The 21,148-nt window shown below is 62.5% G+C and carries 21 protein-coding genes and 1 tRNA gene; 13 read left to right on the top strand and 9 right to left on the bottom strand.

The genetic code is table 11. The features are described 5' to 3' along the window. The first annotated feature begins 2 nt into the window (after nucleotides 1-2). Nucleotides 3-1,826 (top strand): DNA helicase RecQ, encoded by a 1,824-nt coding sequence (gene recQ / locus GTP41_RS00885; RefSeq protein ID WP_161023664.1) that lies wholly within the window; start codon nucleotides 3-5, stop codon nucleotides 1,824-1,826. Here recQ and GTP41_RS00880 read toward each other — a convergent pair. Further along, nucleotides 1,807-2,832, bottom strand: coding sequence for a hypothetical protein (locus GTP41_RS00880; protein WP_161023663.1), 1,026 nt, complete (start codon nucleotides 2,830-2,832; stop codon nucleotides 1,807-1,809). The two genes, recQ and GTP41_RS00880, sit on opposite strands and share 20 nt — an antisense overlap. A 96-nt stretch (nucleotides 2,833-2,928) precedes the next feature. Continuing rightward, complete coding sequence (locus GTP41_RS00875) at nucleotides 2,929-3,903, bottom strand: helix-turn-helix domain-containing protein (RefSeq protein ID WP_371867234.1); 975 nt, start codon at nucleotides 3,901-3,903, stop codon at nucleotides 2,929-2,931. A 227-nt stretch (nucleotides 3,904-4,130) separates the two neighbouring features. Here GTP41_RS00875 and GTP41_RS00870 point away from each other — a divergent pair, with 227 nt between their 5' ends. From GTP41_RS00870 to GTP41_RS00860, 3 genes are read left to right on the top strand one after another with little or no spacing between them, the layout of a single operon-like run. Beyond that, on the top strand, nucleotides 4,131-4,697 hold the full coding sequence (locus GTP41_RS00870; protein ID WP_161023662.1) for a PEP-CTERM sorting domain-containing protein: 567 nt from the start codon (nucleotides 4,131-4,133) through the stop codon (nucleotides 4,695-4,697). A 27-nt stretch (nucleotides 4,698-4,724) separates the two neighbouring features. Then, the gene (locus GTP41_RS00865) at nucleotides 4,725-4,988 is read left to right on the top strand and encodes a hypothetical protein (RefSeq protein WP_161023661.1); all 264 of its coding nucleotides are present in this window, start codon (nucleotides 4,725-4,727) and stop codon (nucleotides 4,986-4,988) included. Between the two features lie 53 nt (nucleotides 4,989-5,041). Next, entirely contained in the window at nucleotides 5,042-5,950 is a 909-nt protein-coding gene (locus GTP41_RS00860) for a DMT family transporter (RefSeq protein ID WP_161023660.1), read from the top strand. On the opposite strand, the gene trmB is transcribed toward GTP41_RS00860, so the two are convergent. Next, nucleotides 5,940-6,620 (bottom strand): tRNA (guanosine(46)-N7)-methyltransferase TrmB, encoded by a 681-nt coding sequence (trmB, locus tag GTP41_RS00855; RefSeq protein ID WP_161023969.1) that lies wholly within the window; start codon nucleotides 6,618-6,620, stop codon nucleotides 5,940-5,942. The two genes, GTP41_RS00860 and trmB, sit on opposite strands and share 11 nt — an antisense overlap. A gap of 136 nt (nucleotides 6,621-6,756) precedes the next feature. On the opposite strand from trmB, the gene GTP41_RS00850 reads away from it, so the two are divergent. The 3 genes from GTP41_RS00850 to GTP41_RS00840 all read left to right on the top strand — a co-directional run bounded on the left by GTP41_RS00850 (nucleotide 6,757) and on the right by GTP41_RS00840 (nucleotide 8,415). Next, complete coding sequence (locus GTP41_RS00850) at nucleotides 6,757-7,260, top strand: hypothetical protein (protein WP_161023659.1); 504 nt, start codon at nucleotides 6,757-6,759, stop codon at nucleotides 7,258-7,260. Nucleotides 7,261-7,363: 103 nt separating this feature from the next. After that, nucleotides 7,364-8,101 (top strand): hypothetical protein, encoded by a 738-nt coding sequence (locus GTP41_RS00845; protein ID WP_161023658.1) that lies wholly within the window; start codon nucleotides 7,364-7,366, stop codon nucleotides 8,099-8,101. A gap of 80 nt (nucleotides 8,102-8,181) precedes the next feature. Continuing rightward, the gene (locus GTP41_RS00840; protein ID WP_161023657.1) at nucleotides 8,182-8,415 is read left to right on the top strand and encodes a hypothetical protein; all 234 of its coding nucleotides are present in this window, start codon (nucleotides 8,182-8,184) and stop codon (nucleotides 8,413-8,415) included. Here GTP41_RS00840 and GTP41_RS00835 read toward each other — a convergent pair. The 4 genes from GTP41_RS00835 to GTP41_RS00820 form a co-directional block, all read right to left on the bottom strand. After that, entirely contained in the window at nucleotides 8,408-9,097 is a 690-nt protein-coding gene (locus tag GTP41_RS00835) for a DUF4197 domain-containing protein (RefSeq protein ID WP_161023656.1), read from the bottom strand. The two genes, GTP41_RS00840 and GTP41_RS00835, sit on opposite strands and share 8 nt — an antisense overlap. Nucleotides 9,098-9,111: 14 nt before the next feature. Next, nucleotides 9,112-10,038, bottom strand: coding sequence for a DMT family transporter (locus GTP41_RS00830; RefSeq protein ID WP_161023655.1), 927 nt, complete (start codon nucleotides 10,036-10,038; stop codon nucleotides 9,112-9,114). A 47-nt stretch (nucleotides 10,039-10,085) separates the two neighbouring features. Continuing rightward, complete coding sequence (locus GTP41_RS00825) at nucleotides 10,086-10,913, bottom strand: AraC family transcriptional regulator (RefSeq protein ID WP_161023654.1); 828 nt, start codon at nucleotides 10,911-10,913, stop codon at nucleotides 10,086-10,088. Between the two features lie 20 nt (nucleotides 10,914-10,933). Further along, nucleotides 10,934-11,007, bottom strand: a tRNA-Gly gene (locus GTP41_RS00820). A 45-nt stretch (nucleotides 11,008-11,052) separates the two neighbouring features. On the opposite strand from GTP41_RS00820, the gene GTP41_RS00815 reads away from it, so the two are divergent. The 6 genes from GTP41_RS00815 to GTP41_RS00790 all read left to right on the top strand — a co-directional run bounded on the left by GTP41_RS00815 (nucleotide 11,053) and on the right by GTP41_RS00790 (nucleotide 19,082). After that, nucleotides 11,053-12,096, top strand: a complete 1,044-nt coding sequence (locus GTP41_RS00815) for an AraC family transcriptional regulator (RefSeq protein ID WP_161023653.1) — start codon at nucleotides 11,053-11,055, stop codon at nucleotides 12,094-12,096. A gap of 102 nt (nucleotides 12,097-12,198) precedes the next feature. Continuing rightward, complete coding sequence (locus GTP41_RS00810; RefSeq protein ID WP_161023652.1) at nucleotides 12,199-13,314, top strand: nuclear transport factor 2 family protein; 1,116 nt, start codon at nucleotides 12,199-12,201, stop codon at nucleotides 13,312-13,314. A 9-nt stretch (nucleotides 13,315-13,323) separates the two neighbouring features. Beyond that, the gene (locus GTP41_RS00805) at nucleotides 13,324-15,018 is read left to right on the top strand and encodes a serine hydrolase domain-containing protein (RefSeq protein ID WP_161023651.1); all 1,695 of its coding nucleotides are present in this window, start codon (nucleotides 13,324-13,326) and stop codon (nucleotides 15,016-15,018) included. Nucleotides 15,019-15,144: 126 nt separating this feature from the next. Further along, nucleotides 15,145-15,870: a hypothetical protein gene (locus GTP41_RS00800; protein WP_161023650.1), complete on the top strand. Its 726-nt coding sequence runs from the start codon at nucleotides 15,145-15,147 to the stop codon at nucleotides 15,868-15,870. A gap of 137 nt (nucleotides 15,871-16,007) precedes the next feature. Then, a complete protein-coding gene (locus GTP41_RS00795) occupies nucleotides 16,008-17,285 on the top strand; it encodes a M28 family peptidase (protein WP_161023649.1) in 1,278 nt (425 codons plus the stop codon). Nucleotides 17,286-17,426: 141 nt separating this feature from the next. After that, nucleotides 17,427-19,082 (top strand): methyl-accepting chemotaxis protein, encoded by a 1,656-nt coding sequence (locus GTP41_RS00790; RefSeq protein WP_161023648.1) that lies wholly within the window; start codon nucleotides 17,427-17,429, stop codon nucleotides 19,080-19,082. 39 nt (nucleotides 19,083-19,121) lie between these two features. Here the strand turns inward: GTP41_RS00790 and GTP41_RS00785 are convergent, their stop codons facing one another. Next, entirely contained in the window at nucleotides 19,122-20,108 is a 987-nt protein-coding gene (locus GTP41_RS00785) for a TraB/GumN family protein (protein WP_161023647.1), read from the bottom strand. Nucleotides 20,109-20,114: 6 nt separating this feature from the next. Next, the gene (locus tag GTP41_RS00780; RefSeq protein ID WP_161023646.1) at nucleotides 20,115-21,119 is read right to left on the bottom strand and encodes a TraB/GumN family protein; all 1,005 of its coding nucleotides are present in this window, start codon (nucleotides 21,117-21,119) and stop codon (nucleotides 20,115-20,117) included. Nucleotides 21,120-21,148 lie beyond the last annotated feature (29 nt).

The raw sequence follows: 21,148 nt of genomic DNA, 5'->3' as shown, positions 1-21,148 counted from the left end.
CAATGGAACAGCAAGACACCAGCCAGCGCGCCCTGCACCTGCTGCAGACCGTCTTCGGCTACCCAGCCTTCCGCGGCCACCAGGGGCAGGTGGTGGAACATGTCGGCAACGGCGGCGATGCCCTGGTGCTGATGCCGACCGGCGGCGGCAAGTCGCTGTGCTACCAGATCCCGGCCATGCTGCGCGACGGCGTGGGCGTGGTGGTATCGCCCCTGATCGCGCTGATGCAGGACCAGGTCGATGCGTTGGCCGAAGTCGGCGTGCGCGCGGCCTTCCTCAATTCCACCCAGACCTATGAGGAAGCGGCGCGCATCGAGCGCCTGGTGCGCACCAATCAAATTGACCTGCTGTACGTGGCGCCCGAGCGCCTGCTGACGCCGCGCTGCTTCGACCTGCTGCAGGATTCGCAGATCGCCCTGTTCGCCATCGACGAGGCGCACTGCGTCTCGCAATGGGGCCACGACTTCCGTCCTGAATACATCAAGCTGTCGGTGCTGCACGAGCAGTTCCCGAATGTGCCGCGCATAGCGCTCACCGCGACTGCTGACCAGCAGACGCGCGACGAAATCATCCACCGCCTGGCGTTGAATGATGCGGCGCAATTCGTCTCCTCCTTCGACCGCCCGAACATCCGCTACCAGATCGTGGAAAAAACCAATGGCCGCAAGCAGCTGTTGGACTTCATCGCCGCCGAACATGCGGGTGATTGCGGCATCGTTTACTGCCTGTCGCGCAAGAAGGTGGAAGAAACGGCGGAGTTCCTGAACGAGCACGGCGTGCGCGCCATGGCTTACCACGCCGGCATGGACCACGCCAAGCGCGCGGAAAACCAGGCGCGCTTCCTGCGCGAAGAAAATATCGTGATGGTGGCCACCATCGCCTTCGGCATGGGTATCGACAAGCCGGACGTGCGCTTTGTCTGCCACCTGGATTTGCCCAAGTCGATCGAAGGCTACTACCAGGAGACCGGCCGCGCCGGCCGCGACGGCATGCCGGCCAGCGCCTGGATGTCCTACGGCCTGCAGGACGTGGTGCTGCAGCGGCGCATGATCGACGAGTCGGAGGCGGACGAGAACTTCAAGCGCGTGCTGTCGACCAAGCTGGACTCCATGCTGGGCCTGTGCGAGACCCTGAGCTGCCGCCGCATGCGCCTGCTGGAATACTTCGGCGAACCGGCCACGCCTTGCGGCAATTGCGACACCTGCCTGATCCCGCCGGTGTCCTTCGACGGCACGGTGCCGGTGCAGAAACTGTTGTCGGCCATCTACCGCTGCGACCAGCGCTTTGCTGCCGGCCATGTGATCGAAGTGCTGCGCGGCGTGGAAACGGAGCGCATCCAGACCTGGCACCATGACAAGCTGTCGGTGTTCGGCATCGGCGCCGACCGCAGCGAGCAGGAGTGGCGCGCCATTTTGCGCCAGGTGATCGCGCTGGGCCTGGTCACCGTCGACCACGAACAATTCAGCTCGCTCAAGCTGACCGACGCCGCGCGCCCGGTGCTGAAAGGCGGCCAGAAAGTGCAGCTGCGCCAGTACCAGAAGCCGGTCAAGCAGAAACGCAGCAGCGCGGCGCCGAAGGGCTTTGTCGAAACCAACCTGGATGGCGACGAGCAGCGCATCTTCGACCGCCTGCGCTCCTGGCGCATGGGGGCGGCACGCGAACACAATGTGCCGGCCTACGTCATCTTCAATGACGCCACCTTGCGCGAGATCGCCAAGGTGCGCCCATCCTCGCTGGGCGAACTGCGCGTGGTGTCCGGCGTGGGCGAGAAGAAGCTGGTGTCCTACGGCGACGAAATCGTGCGCCTCATCGCCGAGCTTTCCTGAGGCGCAGGGCGCCCAGCAGCGCCAGCCCGGCCAGCAACTGCGCCGCGCCGGCCGGCTCGAGCACCGGCGACAGCAAGACCATGCGCTGCCCGAAGCCATCGTCCCAGAGCAGGGCTCCCATCTCGCCTTTTTCATTGATGGTGGAAACGTGCGCCAGCGACCAGCCCTCCCATCCGGCTTTGTCCCATAAGTCGCCCAGCTCGTAGACCTGGTCCTCGAACCACAGCACGGTGCGTCCGATGTGGTACTCGCCGATCACCACCCCGGCATCGTTCATGTCCGTGATGCTGCCGTTCCATAGCTGCGTCAGCGCGCCGTCGCGCCACAGCCAGGGCAAGTAGTCATCGGTGGTGCCGGCAATCCACCCGCGCTGGTTGATGAACATCGGGCGCTCGCCCGGCACGCCATCCAGCGGCGACAATTGGCCATCGCGCCAGACTTTTATGCCTGCAATGTCCGCGCCATCGTTCTCCAGCCCGACCCCGACCATGACGTCGGCATCGTTGATGGCTTGCGGGATGAAGTCTTCAAACACGGTGACCTGCCCGTCACGCTGCATGAAACCGCGCCGGGACCAGTTGTCCTCGAAGCTGCCCTGCACGCCGCCGACGATCGTACCCCGGTTGTTGATGGCTGCTGCCGCGCCGCCCCTGCCCAGGGTGTTCAGGCGCGTGAACGGCCCGCCCTGGACCCACACCACCGGCTGGTAATACGTCATTTCTTCATTCTGCGGCTGCCACATCGCCGCGCCGACCGCCGTGCCGGCGTTGTTGAATCCCCAAACCTGGACATCAACGGCGCTGCTAGCCACCGGCACCAGGCCCTTGTCGCGGCTCCATATATAGGGCACGCCGTAGCGCGTCACTGCGATCTGGCCGAGGTCGTTGATGTGCATCCCGCCCCAGAAATCAACGATCAAGGTGGCACGGTAGGCCGGCGCCACCTGGGCCTGGGCGCCGGCGCTCCATAACAGGACGGCAAGCAACATGACAGTGAATTTGAGCATGGCGTTCTCCACTGCGTGGGCGTAGAGATCCATGCTGCACTTAGCCCGGCAAGCATGCACGCCGCATCCGCTATCGTGCGCGGCGGCGCGATAGGGTCAGGACTTGAGGCCGCCAAGCACCTGGCGGTAGCGGCCCGGCGGCACGCCGAGCGCGGCGCTGAAGCGGTGGCTGAAGTGGCTCAGGTCGGCGTAGCCGCAGGCCTCGGCCACCTGCTGCAGGGGCAGGCGCCCAGCGCGCAGCAGGCTGCGCGCGCGCTCGATACGGCGCGCGGCAATCCAGGCCGAAGGTGGCATGCCAAAGCTGATGCGGAACATGCGCGCCAGATGGAATTCCGACATGCACGCCAGTTGTGCCAGCATGCCCAGCGTAATTTGCTGCGCGAGGTGGGCCTCGATGTATTCGTGCAGCTGGCGCCGCACCTGCGGCGCCAGGCCGCCGCGCAGGCGCAGGCCCGGCTTGGTGGCGGACTGCGAACGCAGCAGCTCGCTCAGGGCTGCATGCGTGATCTCGTTGGCGCGCAAGAGCTGATCATGGTCCTGCCATGGCTGCTCAAGCAAGGCGCCGCACAACCGCACCAGGCGCTCGTTCTCGAAGTAGGTACGGTCCTGCAACGTCAGCTCGCGCGGCTCGCGGTCCAATTCCACCACTGCCCGCCGCGTGAAATGCTCGGGCATGAAATACACGTGCAGCATGCGCAGCTGGCCGCGCACCACCCACTCCGACTCGTGCCAATCGGGCAGCGAACAAAGCCGTTGCGGCGCGCCATATTGTCCCGGCAAGCCTTCGCGCTCCACGCTGTAGCCGCCACCAAGGTAGCAGGACAGGGTGTGATGGCCCGGCTGGCGGTATTCGGTTACTGCCTCCTGCGTCCTGCGGTGCCAGACCGCCGCCGCCAGGCCATCGCCCAGCCAGGCAAAGCGTTCCAGCGTGGCGTCGGTACCGGACATGGTGCGGAACACCGCATGCGACATCGCATCGCCCGGTTGCGCCGCCAGCGCAGCACGCGCGGCCGCCGCCCCGCGCTGGCGCGGTGCTTGGGCTGGCTCGGAGCGTGCAGTCGATGGCTTCACATCAAAAAGTCTAGCACGCGCCCACTGTGGCCTGCCGGCGCCGGGCCAGAAATGCGCAAACGCAGACAATGCCCGCCTCGCTTTGTCGGGGAAATTTACAAGCCGAGCGAGCCTTAAGCCAAATGTCCCGCTGAATCAGTGGCTTGTTGGCCTGGGGCATGGAACTTGCATCTTGCCGCCACGGCAACGCTGCCGATATGACTATTAATCTGAAAGGGGAAGGTCGAATGAAAAAGCTTGTTAGCCTTGCTGCCCTCGTGTTTTGCTTCTCCACCGCCCAGGCGGCGCCGATCACGCTGGACCTGACCAGTGGCGTGCATGCCAACCTGAATGGTTCGGTGGTCTTCGATACCTACACCGAGGACGGCTTCCGCCTGCGCATGGTGCGCGCGGGCGACCACTACGATCCAAGCTTTCTCGGCGACATCGGCGTGCATAACGGTTTCTCAAACGCCGACAACGTCAGCTGGGTGCTGGACTTCTTCGGCGCCAGCTTCAGCCTGGCCAACATCAATATCGCGGGCTACGCGGACGGCGCCGCCTCGCTCACCCTGACCGGGTCCAACGGCGCCACACAAGTGCTGTCCGGCCTTGGCACGCTGGCCGTGGCAGGTATGGCCAACGTGACCTCGGTGGTCTTTAATATCGACCAGGATGGCGGCACGCAAGGCGTCGGCATTTCTGAGATCATTGTCGACAACGCGCCAACGGCGCAAGTACCGCTGCCTGGCAGCCTGGCGCTGCTTGGCCTTGGCCTGTCGGTATTCGGACTCGCACGCCGCCGCAGGGCGTAGAATAGCGCCTTTAAAAAGGACCATTGCGTGAAAAAAACTGACCTGGCCAAGAATGACGCCAAAAAACTCATGAACAAGATGGTGCAGGGAGGCCCGAGTTTCGGCAATGCGGCCAGTGCCGGCGTGGATAAGCGTGAGCAGCGCAAGCGCGACCAAGCCCTGGGCTTGGTACCGTTTGCCGTCAAGCTGAATGGCGACCTGGTGAAGCGCCTGCAAACGCTGGCAACCGAGCGCGGCGTCGATATGAACACCCTGGTCGCCGACGTCCTGGCCAAGGGCCTGGACAACTAAAGCGCAATCCTGGACAACACGTACTGCGCCCGGGCTGGCATGCTGGGCGCACTATGAATATTGCCCTCTACCTCAGCACGGTGCTCATTTGGGGCACCACCTGGATCGCCATCAAATTCCAGCTCGGCGTGGTCGCCGCACCGGTCTCGATTGCCTACCGTTTCTGGATTGCCGCGCTGGTGCTGGTGCTGATCCTGCTCGTGCGCCGCCAGCCGCTGCTGCCACCGCGTTCTGCATGGCGCTACTTGCTGGCGCAAGGCCTGGCCCTGTTCTGCTGTAATTTCCTGTGCTTCTATTACGCCACCATGTGGGTGCCGAGCGGCCTGGTGGCGGTGGTCTTCTCCACCGCGCCGATCTGGAATGCGATCAATGGCCGCCTGTTCATGCAGCGCCCGATCCGTCCGCAAGTGCTGGGCGGCGCGGCGCTCGGACTGGCGGGCATCGTGATGTTGTTCCTGCCTTCCATGCAGGGGCACTGGAATGACAGCGGCATGCTGGCCGGACTGGGCCTGGCGCTGCTTGGCACGCTGTGCTTCTCGACCGGTAACCTGCTTTCCAGCCGCATGCAGGCGCTGGGCATGCAGCCCTGGCTGACCAATGCCTGGGCCATGCTGTGCGGCGCCACCATCCTCACGCTGGGCGCGCTGGCGTTCGGCATGCCGTTCAACTTCGATCCAAGCCCGCGCTACGTCGGCGCACTGCTCTACCTGGCGGTGCCGGGATCGGTGGTGGCTTTTACCGCGTACTTGCTGCTGGTGGGAAGGATCGGGCCGGACCGCGCGGCCTACTGCACGGTGCTGTTCCCGGTGGTGGCGCTGACGGTGTCCACCTTCTTCGAAGGCTACCAGTGGAGCAGCCTGGCGCTGGCCGGACTGCTGCTGGTCATCGGGGGGAATCTGCTGGCCTTCATGCCAGCGCGCAAATCGGCGGACGCACCCGCCGGGGCGAAGATCACTTCCTAGTGAACACCAGGTCCCACACGCCGTGGCCCAGTTTCAGGCCGCGGTTTTCGAACTTGGTCAGCGGGCGGTAGGCCGGCTGGGGAGCGTAGCCTTCGGCGGTGTTCTGCAGCGCTGGTTCGGCGGACAGCACTTCCAGCATCTGCACGGCGTAGTCTTCCCAGTCGGTGGCCAGGTGGATGTAACCGCCCGGCGCCAAATGGTCGCACAGGGTCTTTACGAACGGCGACTGGATCAGGCGGCGCTTGTTGTGGCGCGCCTTGTGCCACGGGTCCGGGAAGTAGATATGCACGCCGGCCAGCGAACCCGCCGGGATCATGTCGCGCAGTACTTCCACCGCGTCATGCTGGATCACGCGCAGGTTGGTGATGCCTTCCTCGCCGATCATCTTGAGCAGGCTGCCCACGCCAGGGGTGTGCACTTCCACGCCGATAAAATCCTTCTCCGGCATGACTTTGGCGATGTGCGCGGTGGTGCCGCCCATACCAAAGCCGATCTCCAGGATCACCGGCGCCTTGCGGCCGAAAGCCTGCTCGTAATCGAGCGCTTCTTTCTTATGTTCGATCAGGAACTGCGGGCCGAACTCCTTCAGTCCACGTTCCTGGCCCGTGGACAGGCGGCCAGCACGCGTAACGAAGCTGCGGATGCGGTGTTCGGTCGGGTCATAGAGCATTTTGCCCTTTGGCGTGGATTCGGAAGACATGGCTAAACTTGCGAGGAAAAGGGGCGATTATACCATTCCGGCCTATTCGCCCTTTGCCCGGCGGCCTGCGATAATAGCGGGTCACGCAACCCTGGAAGCCCCTCTTATGGCCCTCGCACTGAATATCGTCATCATCATCCTGGCACTGGTAACGCTGTACTTCCTGCTCAAGGGCGGCCGCGAGGCAGTGCCGGCGCCGGCCGGCAAGCCGGCGGGCGGCTCCTACACCCCGCTGCCGCAGGGCGAGCCGGTGCACCACTGGAGCGACGAGGGCCGCTTCCAGCTGGAAGTGCTGGGCGAGTCGCGCTACTCCGACACCATCCACGCGCTGGCCGGCCAGCATGGCGACGCGCCGGCGGACGCGCATCACAAGGCGCTGCTGCTGCCGGACGATAACAATCCTTACGAAGACAAGGCCGTCGCCGTCTTCCTCAACAAACAGATGGTGGGCTACCTGGCGCCGAAGGATGCGCTGGCCTTCCGTGCCATGCTGGCGCGCCAGGAAATCGCCGGCCAGCTCACCTCCACCGACGCCGTGATCCGCGGCGGCCACCTGTACGAGGGCAAACGCCTGTCCTACGCGGTCCTGCTCGACATCAATGTTGCGTAAATAGCAGCGGATTACTTGCATACCCGCGCGCACGATTGAACGCGGGGCGGCTTTATGCCATCATCGGCGACTTGTTGTTTTGATAATCAAGGGAGCCGTAAATATGAGCAAGTACGCCCTGCTGTTGCCTGTCCTGCTGCTGGCAGCCTGCGCCAAGAAAGAACCGGCGCCAGCGCCCACCACCGACGCCGCGCCCGCGGCAACCACCGCACCTGCACCGGCCGCAGCGCCGGCACCGGCACCGGCACCCGCTGCCCCGCCAGCCACTGCCGCCGCGCCTGCCGCCACCACCGGCGGCGGCCCGCTGCCAACACCGCAAGTTGACACCGAGAACCTGAGCGACGAGCAAAAGGAAATCGCCAAGCGCCAGGCCAAGCTCGATTACTCGAATATGGAAGACGGCTATATCAACGACGCCAGCGCCCAGTGGGCGAGCAGCGCCACGGCCACTTCCACCTACGGCAGCAGCTACGAGCCGGTGCGCGCCACCGGCAAAGTGGACGGCAAATACTGGTCCACCAATAACTCCGACGTCGGCTTCGATTCGCTCGAAGTGACGTTCGAAAAGCCCGTCAACGCCACCCAGTTGCGCGTGGCGATCAGCGACGGCTACGGCCTGGAAGGCATCACCAAGCTGGAACTGCAGGATACCGACGGCAAATGGAATACCGTCTGGAGCGGCGTGCATTCGGTAAAAGCGGACAAGCGCGGCGCCCGCACCTGGCTCGTGCAACCGATCGAGAAAACCAGCTATAAAGCCAAGGCCGCGCGTATCACGAAATCCAATAACCTGACCACGAACCGCCTGGAAGTGGACGCCGTTCAATTGATCGGCAGCTAAACCGCAGCGTGTTTTTCGCGCGCGCGCCCTGCCCGCGCCAAGCGGCGTATCATGGCCTTAGCTGCTTGCAGGAGGCAACCATGGAACGCGAACGGGCAAAGGCGGGCGACGCGGTGCGGCCGCTGGGCTGGCACAATAAGATGCTGGTGATCCGCACCACACCGGGGCGCTCGGGCCTCGGCGATGATGATGACGTGCTGTGCCGCTGGCACGACCGTGCAGGCGAACACGAGCAAACCTTCAAGTCCGGGCAGCTGGAGGTGTTGAACTCAGCCGCCCAGGCGCGCAACCCGCGCCGGCGCACGCTTATTTGAGCAGGCCGAACACCTTGGCAATGGCCTTGCTGCCGTAGGACACGGGGTTCTCGCGGATTTTCTTCTCTTCTTCCGCAATCATCAGGTACAGGCCATCCAGCGCGCGCTGCGTGACATAGCTTTCCACCGTGGCCTGCTCTTCAGTCGCCAGGCCGAATTTGGTGGCCTGCGACATGGCGCTATTGAACTTGGCCGACAGCTTGGACTTGTCCGTCACACCCTTCACGATCGGCTTGAACTTGGCAGCCAGGGGCACCGAGGTTTTCTCCTTGAAGAAATCGGTCACCGAGGTATCGCCCCCGGTCAGGATCTGCTTCGCATCCTGCACCGTCATCGACTTCACCGCATTCACCAGCAAGGGCTTGGCCAGCGGCACCGCCTGCTCGGCAGCGCGGTTCATGGCGGTTTCCAGCTCATCCAGCTGCTCGGCGCGGCCGGTCATGGCGAGGATGGGGCGCGCCTTCTCCAGCACGCGCGGCAGCTTGATGCGTACCGCGTCATTGTTCAGGAAGCCGCCCTCCACGCCCAGCTTGCCCACGGCCGCCACCGAACCCGCCTCCAGCGCCGCCTTCAGCCCGCCGCCCGCCTCCTTCTCGGTCAACGCCGCCAGCGGGTCCGCGTGAACGCTGGCAGCCAGCACCATCCCGGCCAACAGGGCCGACAAATTCTTGATGACGCTCATGGCGCACCTCCTAGTCAAAACTCCACCCTACCATAAGCCCGGTGTCGCCAGGCAAGGCTGGCTACAGCCGCCAGCACGCAGGCCAGGCCGGTAAGCTGGTGAAGCATGATCGGTTCGCGCAAAATGGTGCTCGCAAGTATCGTCGCCGACACCGGCGCCAACGCGGTAAACAACGCGGCCTCCATGCCGCTGACGCGCGAAGTGCCCACATACCAGAGCAGGAAACCCAACACTGTCGGCACCAGCGCATAGAATGCCATCGCCTTCCACGCAGCGGCATCGATCTCCAACTGCCACGGCTGCTCGGCGAACAGCGCCACCGCGCCGGCAAAGAGGAATCCCATGGCGCACATCAGCGACGACAGCGGCAAGGCATCGATCGGCGCACGCAAGCGCTTGTGCAGCAAGATGAAAAAAGCCTCGCAGGCCACTGCCGCCAGCATCAGCGCAGACCCCAGAAGCTGCTGAACGTTAAGTGCGTAACCCGGTGCGTTCGCCGCCGGAACCGCTACCGATGCCGGCCATGCGATCCCGCTGGCGACAATCACACCAATGGCGGCCAGCACAATCGCAGCCAGCAAGCGTAATGTAGGGCGTTCGCCCAACACCAGCACCGCAAAGGCTCCCGATACGATCGGCAGCGTGCCAAGCAATACAGCTGCGGTTGCCGCGGACGACAGCGTGGTGCCGGAAATCAGCAGCACCGTATAGCCAACGCTTCCCGCACAAGCCTGCATCACCAGCAGTGCCGCATCGCGCAAATCAACGCGCGGCATCCGCGCCCGCAGCAGCCAGCACAGCGCCAGGAATACTGGCAAGGCCATGGCGAACCGCAACGCGGTCGCGGTAAATGGTGGCAGCGTAGCCCCGATAATTTTGCTGACCACCACCGTGCTGCCGACAGTCACCATCGCCAGTGCGCAGTACAGATATCCCGCCATTTGTCGTTCTCCGCAATAGAAAACCACAGGCTAGGCGGGGCAGGAATTCAGGTCTTGAACGAAATTGCAAAGGCGCCCGGTGAGATACCGTACTTGCGAACAAAAACGCGGGTCATATGGCTCTGGTCTGCGAAACCGCTGGCGGCGGCGGCTTCGGCCAACGGCGTCCCGCCAGCGATCAGCTGGCGCGCCAGCAAGATGCGGCGATGCACAAGGTAGGCATGGGGCGTGAAGCCAGTGTTGCGAGCGAAGGCACGCACCAGCTGGAAGCGGCTCATGCCGCAAGCCTGGGCCAGTTCGGCAAGCGACCAGTCAGAGAGAGGGTCGTCCAGCATCATGGACTGCGCCGCACTGGTTGGTGCTACGGAGCGTGCCTTGGCATATCGGTGGCGCAGGAGCGCTTTCGCCAACAGATCCAGCAAATGCTGCTCTGCCGCCAGGCGCGCGCCTGGCAACGTCGAGATGGCGCTGTCATAGGCGCGCACAAAAGCCGCGGCCAATGCAGCGTCGCGCAGCACGGGCGCATGGAACTCCAGGGCGCCCGGCGCCGTGACACCGGCGCCGGCATTATCGCCGCAGCCATCCCGCAGCAACTCCGCTGCCAGGCCTGGCTCGAGGTACAGCATCTTCCAGCTACGTCCGGCATCGCCCAGCGGAGCACCGTCATGCACTTCGTTGGGATTGACGGTGATCAGGTCGCCGGCACCGGCCTCGACCATGCCTCGGCAGCTAAAAGACTTCTGCGCGCCACGCGTGACAAGGCCGATGCCGAACTGTTCATGTGTATGCCGGGAAAACGTTTGGACGCTGTGCGCATCCACTGCCTTGATGCGCGCATCGCCACACAGCAACACCTGGAAGCTAGTCTTGGCCATGGCGAGTGCAAGAGGGGGATTGGAGCGGGTGAAGGGAATCGAACCCTCGTATGAAGCTTGGGAAGCTGCCGTTCTACCATTGAACTACACCCGCGTGCCCCGCATTCTATGCGCCTTTCATGGTGGTTGACAAGATCGCATGCCGATGTTGCAATGCCAGCAATTTCCGCCAGGCTGCGTCGACATGCTTTCCAAACAACTTCTCTTCCTTTTTAGTGCACTCGGCGCGATCAATGGCCTGCTCTTGGCGTGCTACCTGTTCAGCCGTCGCACGCAGCGCCTGGCCAACTGCATGCTGGGCGCCTTGCTGGTCGCGATTGGCGTGCGCACCGGCAAATCGACCTTTTACTACTTCAATCCCGACCTTGCGGTCGAGTTCCTCCAGGTCGGGATGTCGGCCTGCCTGTTGATCGGTCCGCTGACCTACCTGTACGTTCACTGCTATCTGGCCGACCTGAAACAGAGCGCCATCGGCAAACACTGGCGCTGGCACGTCATGCTGGCAGTCTTTCTCGTGGGCTTGGGGATCGTCTTCCCCTACTCTTCGTATCCATACATCTGGCACCACGTCATGGGTGGCATCCATATTTACTGGTTCACCTATTTGCTGCTGGCGGGCCGGGAATTATGGCTGGCGCGTGTTTTTTCGCGCCAGACCATCTTGCTGCACAGTGTTTATTTCAGCAGCGTCCTGATTCTCGCTGCTTATGTCAGCACGCCGATTACTTCATATATCGTCGGCGCGCTGTCATTTACCTTTTCCATCCATGTCACCATCCTGACCTTTTTCCTGCAAGCCGAGGCGAAAAAAGATAAATACCAGAATCGGAAGCTGGACGATATGGAGGCCCACGCATTAATCAGCTCTTTGGACGAAGTAATGCGGGGGCAGCAGTTGTATTTGAATCCGAATTTAAACCTGGCGCTGCTGGCTAAGAAGGTTGGTAATTTGCAGACCACGGTTTCGCAGGTCATTAACGATAACCTGGGCAAAAGTTTTAACCAGTACATTAACGAATTCCGCATCCAGCACGCGAAAGACCTGCTGCAGCGCGAATCCCACCTCAACATGGAACTGGTCGCCGAACGCAGCGGGTTTAACTCCAACTCCACTTTCTTCGCTGCCTTCAAGAAGGTCACTGGGCAAACCCCGGCCAGCTTCCGGGCCGGGGCAGCCCCCTAAGCACTGCGAAATTATGTATCCGGAGTCCGAAATCATGCTTCGCGACTCCAGCTAGCCGGCTGACCGCTAAGTTGTAGCTCCCGTCTACAACGTGAGGTCACAATGAGTCTGCATCCTTTCCTGAGCGCCGTTCTCGGCGTTTGCCTGTTCCTCGGCCTGCCCGATCCGGCACGCGCCCAATCCGATACCGAGCAGATAACCCAAACCCTGAACGATTATATGGAGGGCACGGCCAATAGCGAGCCGGCCCGGCTTCGAAATGCCTTCCACCCGGATTTCAAGCTTTACACCGTGAATGAAGCCAATGAACTGCTGATCCGCTCCGGCGAGCAATACATTGCCAATTTCGTCCCCGGCAGTAAAAACCATCGCCGTGGGCGCATCCTGTCGATCGATATTGAAAACAATATAGCGACGGCCAAGGTCGAGGTATTAATCCCTGGTTCCCGCTTATACACCGATTATTTCCTGCTTCTGAAATATAAGGGCGCATGGAAAATCGTGCAAAAGAGCTATACCTGGAAAGAGGCGCCCAAGGCCAAGAAAATCCTGTTCGTTACCTCCAACCAGCATACCTATGGCAGTACCAAGCTGAATACGGCCAATCATTTCGAAGAGATTGCCGTCGCCTATGACATCTTCATCAAGAGCGGCTACGTGGTGGACTTCGTCAGCCCGAATGGCGGCGCCATCCCGCTCGGCTACATCCAAACCTCCAACAGCATCCAGAAAGAGCACCTGTACAACCCGGCCTTCATGACCCTGCTCAAGAACACGCTCAAGCCGGAGCAAGTTAACGCGGGCGACTACAAGGCGGTCTATTACAGCGGCGGCGGTGCGGCCATGTTCGGCGTGGCCGAGAACAAGGGGCTGCAGGACATCGCGGGCCGGATCTACGAAAGCGGCGGTGTCGTTTCCGCCGTCTGCCATGGCACGGCGGGCATTGCCCACCTCAAAGGCAAGGACGGCAAACCACTCTTCGCCGGCAAAAAGGTAACCGGCTTCCCCGACATCTTCGAGGATACGAAGGCCGAGTACTACAAGACCTTCCCCTTCTCGATCGACAAGGAAATCAGCAAGAACGGCGGCAACTTCGTCTTCTCCACGAAATTCGGCGACAACTTCCACGTTGCGGATGGAAACATCATCACGGGACAAGATCCTTCCGCCACCGCATCTGTCGCACGCAAAGTCGTTGAAACCATCCAGGCTAACTAAGGAGGCACCATGAACAACAACCTGGCAAAGTACCTGGCGCTCTGGTACGTCGCATCGCTCCCATTCACTGCCAACGCGGCGGGCGTCATCGATCCGGCGTCGCAACAGGCGATCGAGAAGATCCTCAGCGACGTAAACTCCCCCGACAAGCCGGCGCTGGCAATTGTCGCGCTGAAGGACGGCAAAGTCGTCTATGAAAAGGCTTTCGGCAGCGCCAATCTCGAACACAAGATCCCGGCTAACGTCGACACCAAATTCCAGGTCGATAAGATGGCGTGGGAGTTCATTGCCGTCGCCACCCTGATGCTGGAGGAGCAGGGCAAAATCCAGCTGGACGAGGACGTGCGCAAGTACCTGCCCGAACTGCCCGATTTCGGCGCGAAGATCACGGTACGGCATTTGCTCAGTTCGACGGATGGCCTGCCCGGCTACAGGGTGCTGAAATCGCTGGCCGGCTGGGAGTCCAAGGAGCCAGAACAGCACAAGACCATCCTGCAACTCATCCGCAACCAGAAGGCCCTGAACTTCCAGCCCGGCAAAGCATTCTCTCCCGGCGGCGATACACGCCTGGTGCTGCTGGCAAAGATCGTGGAAGCCGTGTCGGGGCAAGCCTTCGATGAATTCTGCAAAAACCAGATCTTCAAACCGCTCGGCATGTCGAACACGGTCTTCGTCTACGACAGTAACCTGCCACTGGCCAATACGGCGGTGCCGTACCGGGCCGGCGAGAATGGCGCCTACAAAAAGGATTACGGCAGCGGCATCGCGGGCCCGATGAACTTGTATTCATCCGTGAGCGATTTGTCACGCTGGCGCGCCCACCTCGCATCGCAAGCGCCGGGCATCAAGGCTATTGCCAGCAAGCTCAATACGCCCATTCGGCTCGATGGCGGCCCAACCGTGAAGGACATTTCCAGCATCTCCAACTTCAGCCAGCACCACGTGGGGCAGGAACGGGGTATCCCCAAGGTCTATATGATCGGCGGCTACGGCGGCTACGCCAGCTCGATCTTCAGCTTCCCCGCGCAGAAGTTTACCGTCATCACCTTGAGCTCTGGCCTGGCCTATAGCGGCAGCTATGGCATGCGCCTGGCGACCGTGCTGCTGGAAGACCAGTTCCCTGAACCGTCGAACATCGAGTACGACAAGATCAAGGCTGTGAAGCTGAGTCCCCAGCAGTTGCAGCAGTACGAGGGCAATTACTGGAACCCGGTGCGGGCATTGGCCGGCAAGGTCTACCTCAAGGACGGCATCCTTTACTTCAGCCGCGCCGATGGTGCGGAAGGCCGCGAGATGATTCCGCTGGGCGATGGGGCCTTCCAGGTGAAAATCGAAGGCGACGACAAGTTCATGATCCGGTTTGTCGATAAGAAGATCCACTACAGCATGAGCGGCAGCGACCCGCAAGTGTACGAACCGTACCAACCGGCGCCTTATACGCAAGAGGAACTGGCGCAGTTCAGCGGCACTTTCTATAACGAGGAGCTGGACGCATCGTACGTGTTCACCGCCGGGCAAGGCGTGCTCACCGCCAGCAACCTGCGCGCTGGCAGCGTGAACTTCAAACCCACGCAGCGTGACCGGTTCGCGGGCGACAAGCGCTTCATGGCCGGCATCAAGTTTATTCGCGGCAAGAAGCAGGAGGTGACCGGATTCCAGGTGGTCGTGGACGAAGTGCGCAACCTGCATTTCAAGAAGATGTAATTGGCGTTCCCTCCGTGCCGTTCGAGGTTCTACCAATAGGAACAATTCATTATCCTTTCGCTTGCGGGCTGCCTATACTGATCAGTCCGCAAGGCCGATCTTTACAACAAAAACGAGAGGCTAAAAATGAAAAAGACAATCTTGCTTGTCCTGTTGCTTCCCTTGTTCGGCATGGCACAAACCCCGCCCGCGGTGGTCCTGACCAGCGACCGCGTGTGGGTCAAGGATGGCCATATGGCCGCCTTCAGGAAAGCGCTGGCAGCCCACGTCAAGGAATACCACAGCGGCCAATGGAAATGGCGCGTATACGAAGTGCTCAGTGGCCCCGACTCGGGCGCCTTCCAGATTAACGAAGGCCCCAACGGCTGGACCGCGCTGGAAGGACGCGGAGACCTGTCGGCCCAGCACACCAAACACTACGAAACCATGATCCTGCCGCACATTTCCAAATCGGCGCCGACCATGTTCGTCACCTTCGATGAAAAGCTCAGCACCTCGCCAGCCGGCAACTGGTCGAACAAGGCAGTGCTGACGCGCTTCTACATCAAGCCGGGGCGCAGCGTTGCCAATACGGCGGCACTGAAAACCAACAAGGCCGTATGGGAAAAACTCGGGCGCAATGTCGCGGTATGGCGTAGCTGGGCTTCGGGCCAGGCGCAAGTTATCGTGGCCGGGCGGCTGAAGGAAGGCTTCAAGGACTTCGACAACGACACCAGGATGTATAGCCAGGCGTACGATGAAGTCAACGGAGCCGGCTCCTACGACAAGTACCTGGACGATGTGGCGCGCAATGCGGACAGTATTGTGGGCGAGATCATCGAGTACAAACCGGAACTCAGCACCCAAAAGTAGTATATGGCGGAGGCCGGGCGTTGTCCTTGCGGAACACCGGCCTCCGCCGCATGTAACAGCCGCGCAACAATTCTCTGCTTTCGCCAGCCCGCAAATCTGCCATCATCTTCGGCATTGTGACATTCCGAGGATTTCCGATGACGCCGACCGCACGCCGCAGCGCCGCCAGCATGGCGCTGGCCCTGACCTTCTCCCTGGCAGTACCGCACGCCTTTGCACAACAACAGCAGCCGGCCGCAGTGCCGACGGACCCGATCACCGTGCTGGTCGGACAACTGGAGCTGGAAAAGTACAAGGCAACCATCAAGAGCCTGACCAAGTTCGGCGACCGTCGCCAGGGCACCCTGCGCAACCGCCAGGCGCTGGACTGGATCGAGGCACAGCTGAAGGCCTATGGTTGCTCCAATGTGGAGCGCCTGCAGTACCAGTTCACCGAACCTGCGCCGCGCGGCAAGCCTGCCGTGGCTGCGGGCGGCGGCGCCGGCGGCGCACCGGGCCAGGGCGGCAGCACCCTGTTCGGCAACCGCGCGCCGACTGGCGTCAATAACGACCCGATGAAACAGCCGGACGAGCGCCTGCGCGCGCTGAACGCCGAACCGACGCCACTTGGCACCTCGCTGCGCGAAAACGTCTACTGCACCAAGATCGGCAAAACCCGTCCGGACGAAATGTATATCGTGAGCGCCCACATGGACGGCATCGGCTTTGGCGAAGCCGCCAACGACGACGGCTCCGGCACCGCGCTGGTCATGGAACTGGCGCGCATCTTCAGCCAGCCCGGCGTGGAGACGGAACGCTCGATCCGCTTCGCCCTGTGGAACAACGAGGAAACCGGCTTGAATGGCGCGGCAGCCTATGTCGAACAGCGCAAGGATTTGCAGGGCATTGAATCGCCCAAAGGCTCGGGCAAATACCCCGAGCCGAAATGGCTCGGCATGATCCAGCACGACATGATGCTGTTCGACCACGGCATGCCGGTACCGAAGCTGGACGCCGCCGGCAAGCCGGTGCTGGATGCCAAGGGCCAGCCGGTATACGAACTGCCGAAAGAGCAGCGCCTGGAAGCGGACGTGAACATCGAGTTCCAGTCGCAGTCGAAACAGTCGGAAGGTTCGGCCAAACTGGCCTGGGCCTTGCGCGCCGCGAACGACCGCTATGCCACCAACTACCCGGCCGCCGTGGGCTTCCACATGACCAATACCGACTCTACGCCGTTCATGGACCTGGTGCCGTCGATCTCGCTGCGCGAGAACGAGCGCGGGCAACAGATCGGCGCCGGCTGGAATCCGCACTGGCACCAGCCGACCGACCTGTACGCCAACTATTCGGACAAGGACTTCCTGCTTGGCCTGAACGCGGCGCAAACCACGCTGGCCGGGGTGGCCAAGCTGGTCGGCGCGAAGGTCGCCAAATAGTCATAATTTAATTAACCGCGAAACAACGGTTTTGCGAAAATACCACGGAAAGGCCATGCTTAGAGCATGGCCTCGTCCCGGCCAAAAGCCTATCTGCTAGTATGCTCGGCGATCCTTCCACCCTGAAGCAAAGTCTCCCACATGCGCAGCACAGCCGAACACGAAACCCTCCTTGAAGACGGCAAGCCGATCGTCCTCACCATGGATTTGCAGGGCCGCCTGACTTACGCCAATTCGACGTTTGTTGCCACCAGCGGCTACTCCGAAGAAGACCTGCACGGCCGCCCGCAAGCCGCCCTGCACCACCCGGACATGCCGGGCGAAGTGGATCAAGACATGCTGCGCACGACCATGTCCGGCGAGCCATGGCGCGGCCTGGTCAAATACCGCTGCAAAGAAGGCGGCTTCTTCTGGTGCATCGCCAACGTCACCCCGGTGATCGAAAAAGGCCGCACCACCGGTTTCATGTCGGTCTGCACCAAGCCGAAACGCGAACAGGTGCAAGATGCCGAGCGCCTGTACCGCACCGTGAAAGGCCCCAATCCGGACGGCGTGCGCATCCAGCGCGGCGCCGCCGCCGCGCGCGGCCGCCGCAAGCTGGCCAAGGCGCTGCGCGATATTTCGCTGTCGCAGCGCATGGCCTTCACCTTCGGCAGCATGGCCCTGCTGGCGCTGTCGATGGCCTTGCATGCGGTGCTGCCTTACCCCGACAGCGCGCTGCACGTGCAGGCCGTTCTGCTGGCGGCGCTGGCCCTGTACGGCTGGTATAACCTGCACCGCGCCATCGTGGCGCCGGTCCAGGCCTGCATCAACGCCACCCGCATCCTGGCCGGCGGCGACCTGACCACCCGCATGGCGGTGGACCGCCACGATGAACTGGGCCAGTTGCAAGCCTTTGTGCGCCAGCTGAACCTGAACCTGGCCTCGATCCTGGGCGACATTCGCGGCAACTTCGCGCTGACGCGCAGCACCACCACCCAAGTGCGCACCGCCAACTTCGACCTGGCCGCGCGTACCGAGGCGCAGGCGGCCAACCTGGAGCAGACCTCCGCCCACATGGGCCAGATCACCGGCACCGTGAGCCAGACTGCGGACAACGTGAACACCGCCAACAGCGTCGCCAGCGAAGCGACGGCGCTGGCCGGCCGCACCGGCGTGGCCGTGGCACAGGTGGTGACGGCGATGGACGATATCCGCCAGTCCTCGCGCAAGATCGTGGACATCATCGGCCTGATCGACGGCATCGCATTCCAGACCAATATCCTGGCGCTGAATGCGGCGGTGGAAGCGGCGCGCGCGGGTGAAAGCGGCCGTGGTTTCGCGGTGGTGGCGAGCGAAGTGCGCAACCTGGCGCAACGCAGCGCGGCCGCAGCCAAGGACATCAAGGCCCTGATCGATGCCTCGGCCGATAAGATCGAAGCCGGCGCCAGCGTCGCCACGTCGGCGGGCACTGACATGGATGCGGTGATTGCCGCCATCGGTCAGGTGGCCGACATCATGGGCGAAATCAGCGGCGCGACGCGCGAGCAAAGCAACGGCGTCAACCAGGTGAAGGACGCCATCGTGCAGCTGGATGAAGTAACGCGCCAGAACAGCCAGATGGTGGAAGAAGCCTCGAGCGCCACCGGCGTGCTGGACCTGCAGGCGCAGGCAGTGGCGAAAGCGCTGGAAGTATTCAAGCTGCCGGCGCAAGCCGGCACCAAGGGCAAGGCGGGCGCGGGGCTGAAGCCGGTGCCATCGAGCCACCAGCAGGTGCGCCTGGGCGGCGCGCCCGCGCCGCTGGCCAAACGCGCCTAAGCCGGCGCAGCGCCCCGCCGGGGGCGCTCGCCGCGCACCTTACTCGGGTGCTTCCACCTTGTAGCCCCTGGCCTTCAGCTCGGCCAGCGGACCCTTCGGGTCCAGAATGCGCGCCAGTGACAGCACGGCAAACGTGGTGTTATTGGCCTCCAGCGCGCGTTCCGCATTGGCCAGCCACTTGCCGGCAATGGTCTTCTCCGCCTGCACCAGCTTCTCGTTCGACCTGAACGCGTCGTTCTTCATGACGGCATCCTTGCAGGCCTCATCGCGTTCGGCGAAGTTGAGCGAAGTGATCTTCGACATATCCCCGATGGCCCATGCATTGGCGCGCACCCGCATGGCCTCGAGGTCGCTCTCCAGATTGTCGACGGTCTTGATGAAACAGCTGGTATCGGCGCCCGGCGACTTCTTGAACGCCTTGAGCGCCTGGGCCGGGTCGTCCAGCGCCATATGCACGCTGCTGGAAGTGGTTTTCACCTTGTACTGCTGGGCGATCTTGTGGATCTTCTCGCTGACGCCGGTGCGCATGGTCAGGCCATTTTTCTCCAGGCCGTTCTTGTACAGCGTGGTCGCGGCGAACATCGGGCGCTCGCGTTCGATGCCGGAATCATTGCCGATATACCTGGCCTTGAGCACCTGCCAGCGGTCATAGGTTTCCGCCGGCAGCACATCGACCAGCTTGGCGCCGTCCGGATTGTCCTTGAAGCCGATGGCGAAGGGCAGCATTTTCAGCCCGCCCCACAAGCCAACGGAAATGCCGAAGTCCGGCTTGGGCAGGTACTCCTGGGATTTGGACAGGATCGCTTCCACCTCGTGCGAGCGCCAATCCATCTTGGTCGGCAGCGGCGCATAGTCGCCAAAGACGTACAGTACGTGCTCGCCCTTGCTGACCTTCCACAGGCCCGGCCCGGGGCGCTGGCCCGTGATCACAACCTGCTCGCCTTCCGGCGCGGCCAGCTCCTCCTGCGCGCAGGCGGCGCCGGCCAGCATGGCGGCGACGGCAAACGGAATCAGTTTCTTCATCATTGCAGTTTATTCCGGGCTCTCGAGTTTGTAGCCCTTCGCCTGCAGGGCGGCGATCAGGCCATGCGGGGACATGATCTCGTTCATGCGCAATACGGCGAAGGTTGTGGCATTGCTGGCCAGCGCCTTCTCGGCGTTCTCCAGCCATAGCGCGCGCGCCTTGGCGCGCATTGCCACCAGCTCGGGACGCGCCTGGAACGCCGTGCTGCCTACCACCGCAGCGTAGCAGGCGCCTTCGCGGTCGGCGAAGCTCAGTTTGCGGATGGTGTCGATATCGCCGACGGCCCAGGCATTGGCGCGTACGCGCATCTGGTCGATGTCGGCTTCCAACTGCGCCAGCGTGGCCGAGAAGCATTCGGCATCATCGAGCTTGCCGCTCTTGAAATCCTTGAGCAACTGACCGGCGTCCGGCAGCGCGGTTTCGACGAGCGCTGGCGTGACCTTGACGTTCGACCGCTTCGCCAGCTTCTGCAGCGTGCCGTCGATCTGGTCCTTGGAGGTCAGGCCCGCGCGCTCCAACACGGCCTTGAACAGCGTCGCAGAGGCGAAGATAGGACGGAATTTCTCCACCTTCTGGTTGTCGCCCAGGTACTTTTCCTTGAGTACGAGCCAGCGCGCATACACTTCAGGCGGCACCACGTCCTGCAGCATGGCGCCGTCCGGATTTTCCTGAAAGGAGAGCATTTGCGGTATGGAGGCCGCCAGTTTCACGCCGCCCCAGAAACCGAGCTTGGCGTCGAGTGCGGGCTCCGACAGGTATTCCTGCGATTTGGCGAGGATCGCTTCCACCTCATGCGATCGCCATTCCATCTTCTTCGGCAACGGACCGTATTTGCCGAAGACGTACATCACGTGGTCATCCTTGGATACTTTCCACAGGCCCGGACCGGGGCGCTGCCCCACCACCAGCACCGATTCGAGCCCAGGGGCGGTCTCCTGCTCCTGCTCCTGCGCATAGGCACCCGGCGCCAGCAGGCCCAACGCCAGTGCGGCTGCCGCAAACTTCAACTTCATTGTCGTCCTCTTATTCTTCGATATTGGTT

Origin of the sequence: Pseudoduganella guangdongensis, from assembly GCF_009857475.1 — a bacterium.
Taxonomy (GTDB): domain Bacteria; phylum Pseudomonadota; class Gammaproteobacteria; order Burkholderiales; family Burkholderiaceae_D; genus Rugamonas; species Rugamonas guangdongensis.
The sequence above is the reverse complement of the archived record's forward strand: the minus strand, read 5'-3'. Positions and strand labels throughout refer to the sequence as shown.

What these genes read in the sequence shown, in the direction of transcription:
- recQ (WP_161023664.1), top strand. Translation starts at nt 3, where the DNA reads ATGGAACAGCAAGACACCAGCCAGCGCGCCCTGCACCTGCTGCAGACC.
- GTP41_RS00880 (WP_161023663.1), bottom strand. Translation starts at nt 2,832, where the DNA reads ATGCTCAAATTCACTGTCATGTTGCTTGCCGTCCTGTTATGGAGCGCC.
- GTP41_RS00870 (WP_161023662.1), top strand. Translation starts at nt 4,131, where the DNA reads ATGAAAAAGCTTGTTAGCCTTGCTGCCCTCGTGTTTTGCTTCTCCACC.
- GTP41_RS00860 (WP_161023660.1), top strand. Translation starts at nt 5,042, where the DNA reads ATGAATATTGCCCTCTACCTCAGCACGGTGCTCATTTGGGGCACCACC.
- trmB (WP_161023969.1), bottom strand. Translation starts at nt 6,620, where the DNA reads ATGCTCTATGACCCGACCGAACACCGCATCCGCAGCTTCGTTACGCGT.
- GTP41_RS00850 (WP_161023659.1), top strand. Translation starts at nt 6,757, where the DNA reads ATGGCCCTCGCACTGAATATCGTCATCATCATCCTGGCACTGGTAACG.
- GTP41_RS00845 (WP_161023658.1), top strand. Translation starts at nt 7,364, where the DNA reads ATGAGCAAGTACGCCCTGCTGTTGCCTGTCCTGCTGCTGGCAGCCTGC.
- GTP41_RS00840 (WP_161023657.1), top strand. Translation starts at nt 8,182, where the DNA reads ATGGAACGCGAACGGGCAAAGGCGGGCGACGCGGTGCGGCCGCTGGGC.
- GTP41_RS00835 (WP_161023656.1), bottom strand. Translation starts at nt 9,097, where the DNA reads ATGAGCGTCATCAAGAATTTGTCGGCCCTGTTGGCCGGGATGGTGCTG.
- GTP41_RS00830 (WP_161023655.1), bottom strand. Translation starts at nt 10,038, where the DNA reads ATGGCGGGATATCTGTACTGCGCACTGGCGATGGTGACTGTCGGCAGC.
- GTP41_RS00825 (WP_161023654.1), bottom strand. Translation starts at nt 10,913, where the DNA reads ATGGCCAAGACTAGCTTCCAGGTGTTGCTGTGTGGCGATGCGCGCATC.
- GTP41_RS00815 (WP_161023653.1), top strand. Translation starts at nt 11,053, where the DNA reads ATGCCGATGTTGCAATGCCAGCAATTTCCGCCAGGCTGCGTCGACATG.
- GTP41_RS00810 (WP_161023652.1), top strand. Translation starts at nt 12,199, where the DNA reads ATGAGTCTGCATCCTTTCCTGAGCGCCGTTCTCGGCGTTTGCCTGTTC.
- GTP41_RS00805 (WP_161023651.1), top strand. Translation starts at nt 13,324, where the DNA reads ATGAACAACAACCTGGCAAAGTACCTGGCGCTCTGGTACGTCGCATCG.
- GTP41_RS00800 (WP_161023650.1), top strand. Translation starts at nt 15,145, where the DNA reads ATGAAAAAGACAATCTTGCTTGTCCTGTTGCTTCCCTTGTTCGGCATG.
- GTP41_RS00795 (WP_161023649.1), top strand. Translation starts at nt 16,008, where the DNA reads ATGACGCCGACCGCACGCCGCAGCGCCGCCAGCATGGCGCTGGCCCTG.
- GTP41_RS00790 (WP_161023648.1), top strand. Translation starts at nt 17,427, where the DNA reads ATGCGCAGCACAGCCGAACACGAAACCCTCCTTGAAGACGGCAAGCCG.
- GTP41_RS00785 (WP_161023647.1), bottom strand. Translation starts at nt 20,108, where the DNA reads ATGATGAAGAAACTGATTCCGTTTGCCGTCGCCGCCATGCTGGCCGGC.
- GTP41_RS00780 (WP_161023646.1), bottom strand. Translation starts at nt 21,119, where the DNA reads ATGAAGTTGAAGTTTGCGGCAGCCGCACTGGCGTTGGGCCTGCTGGCG.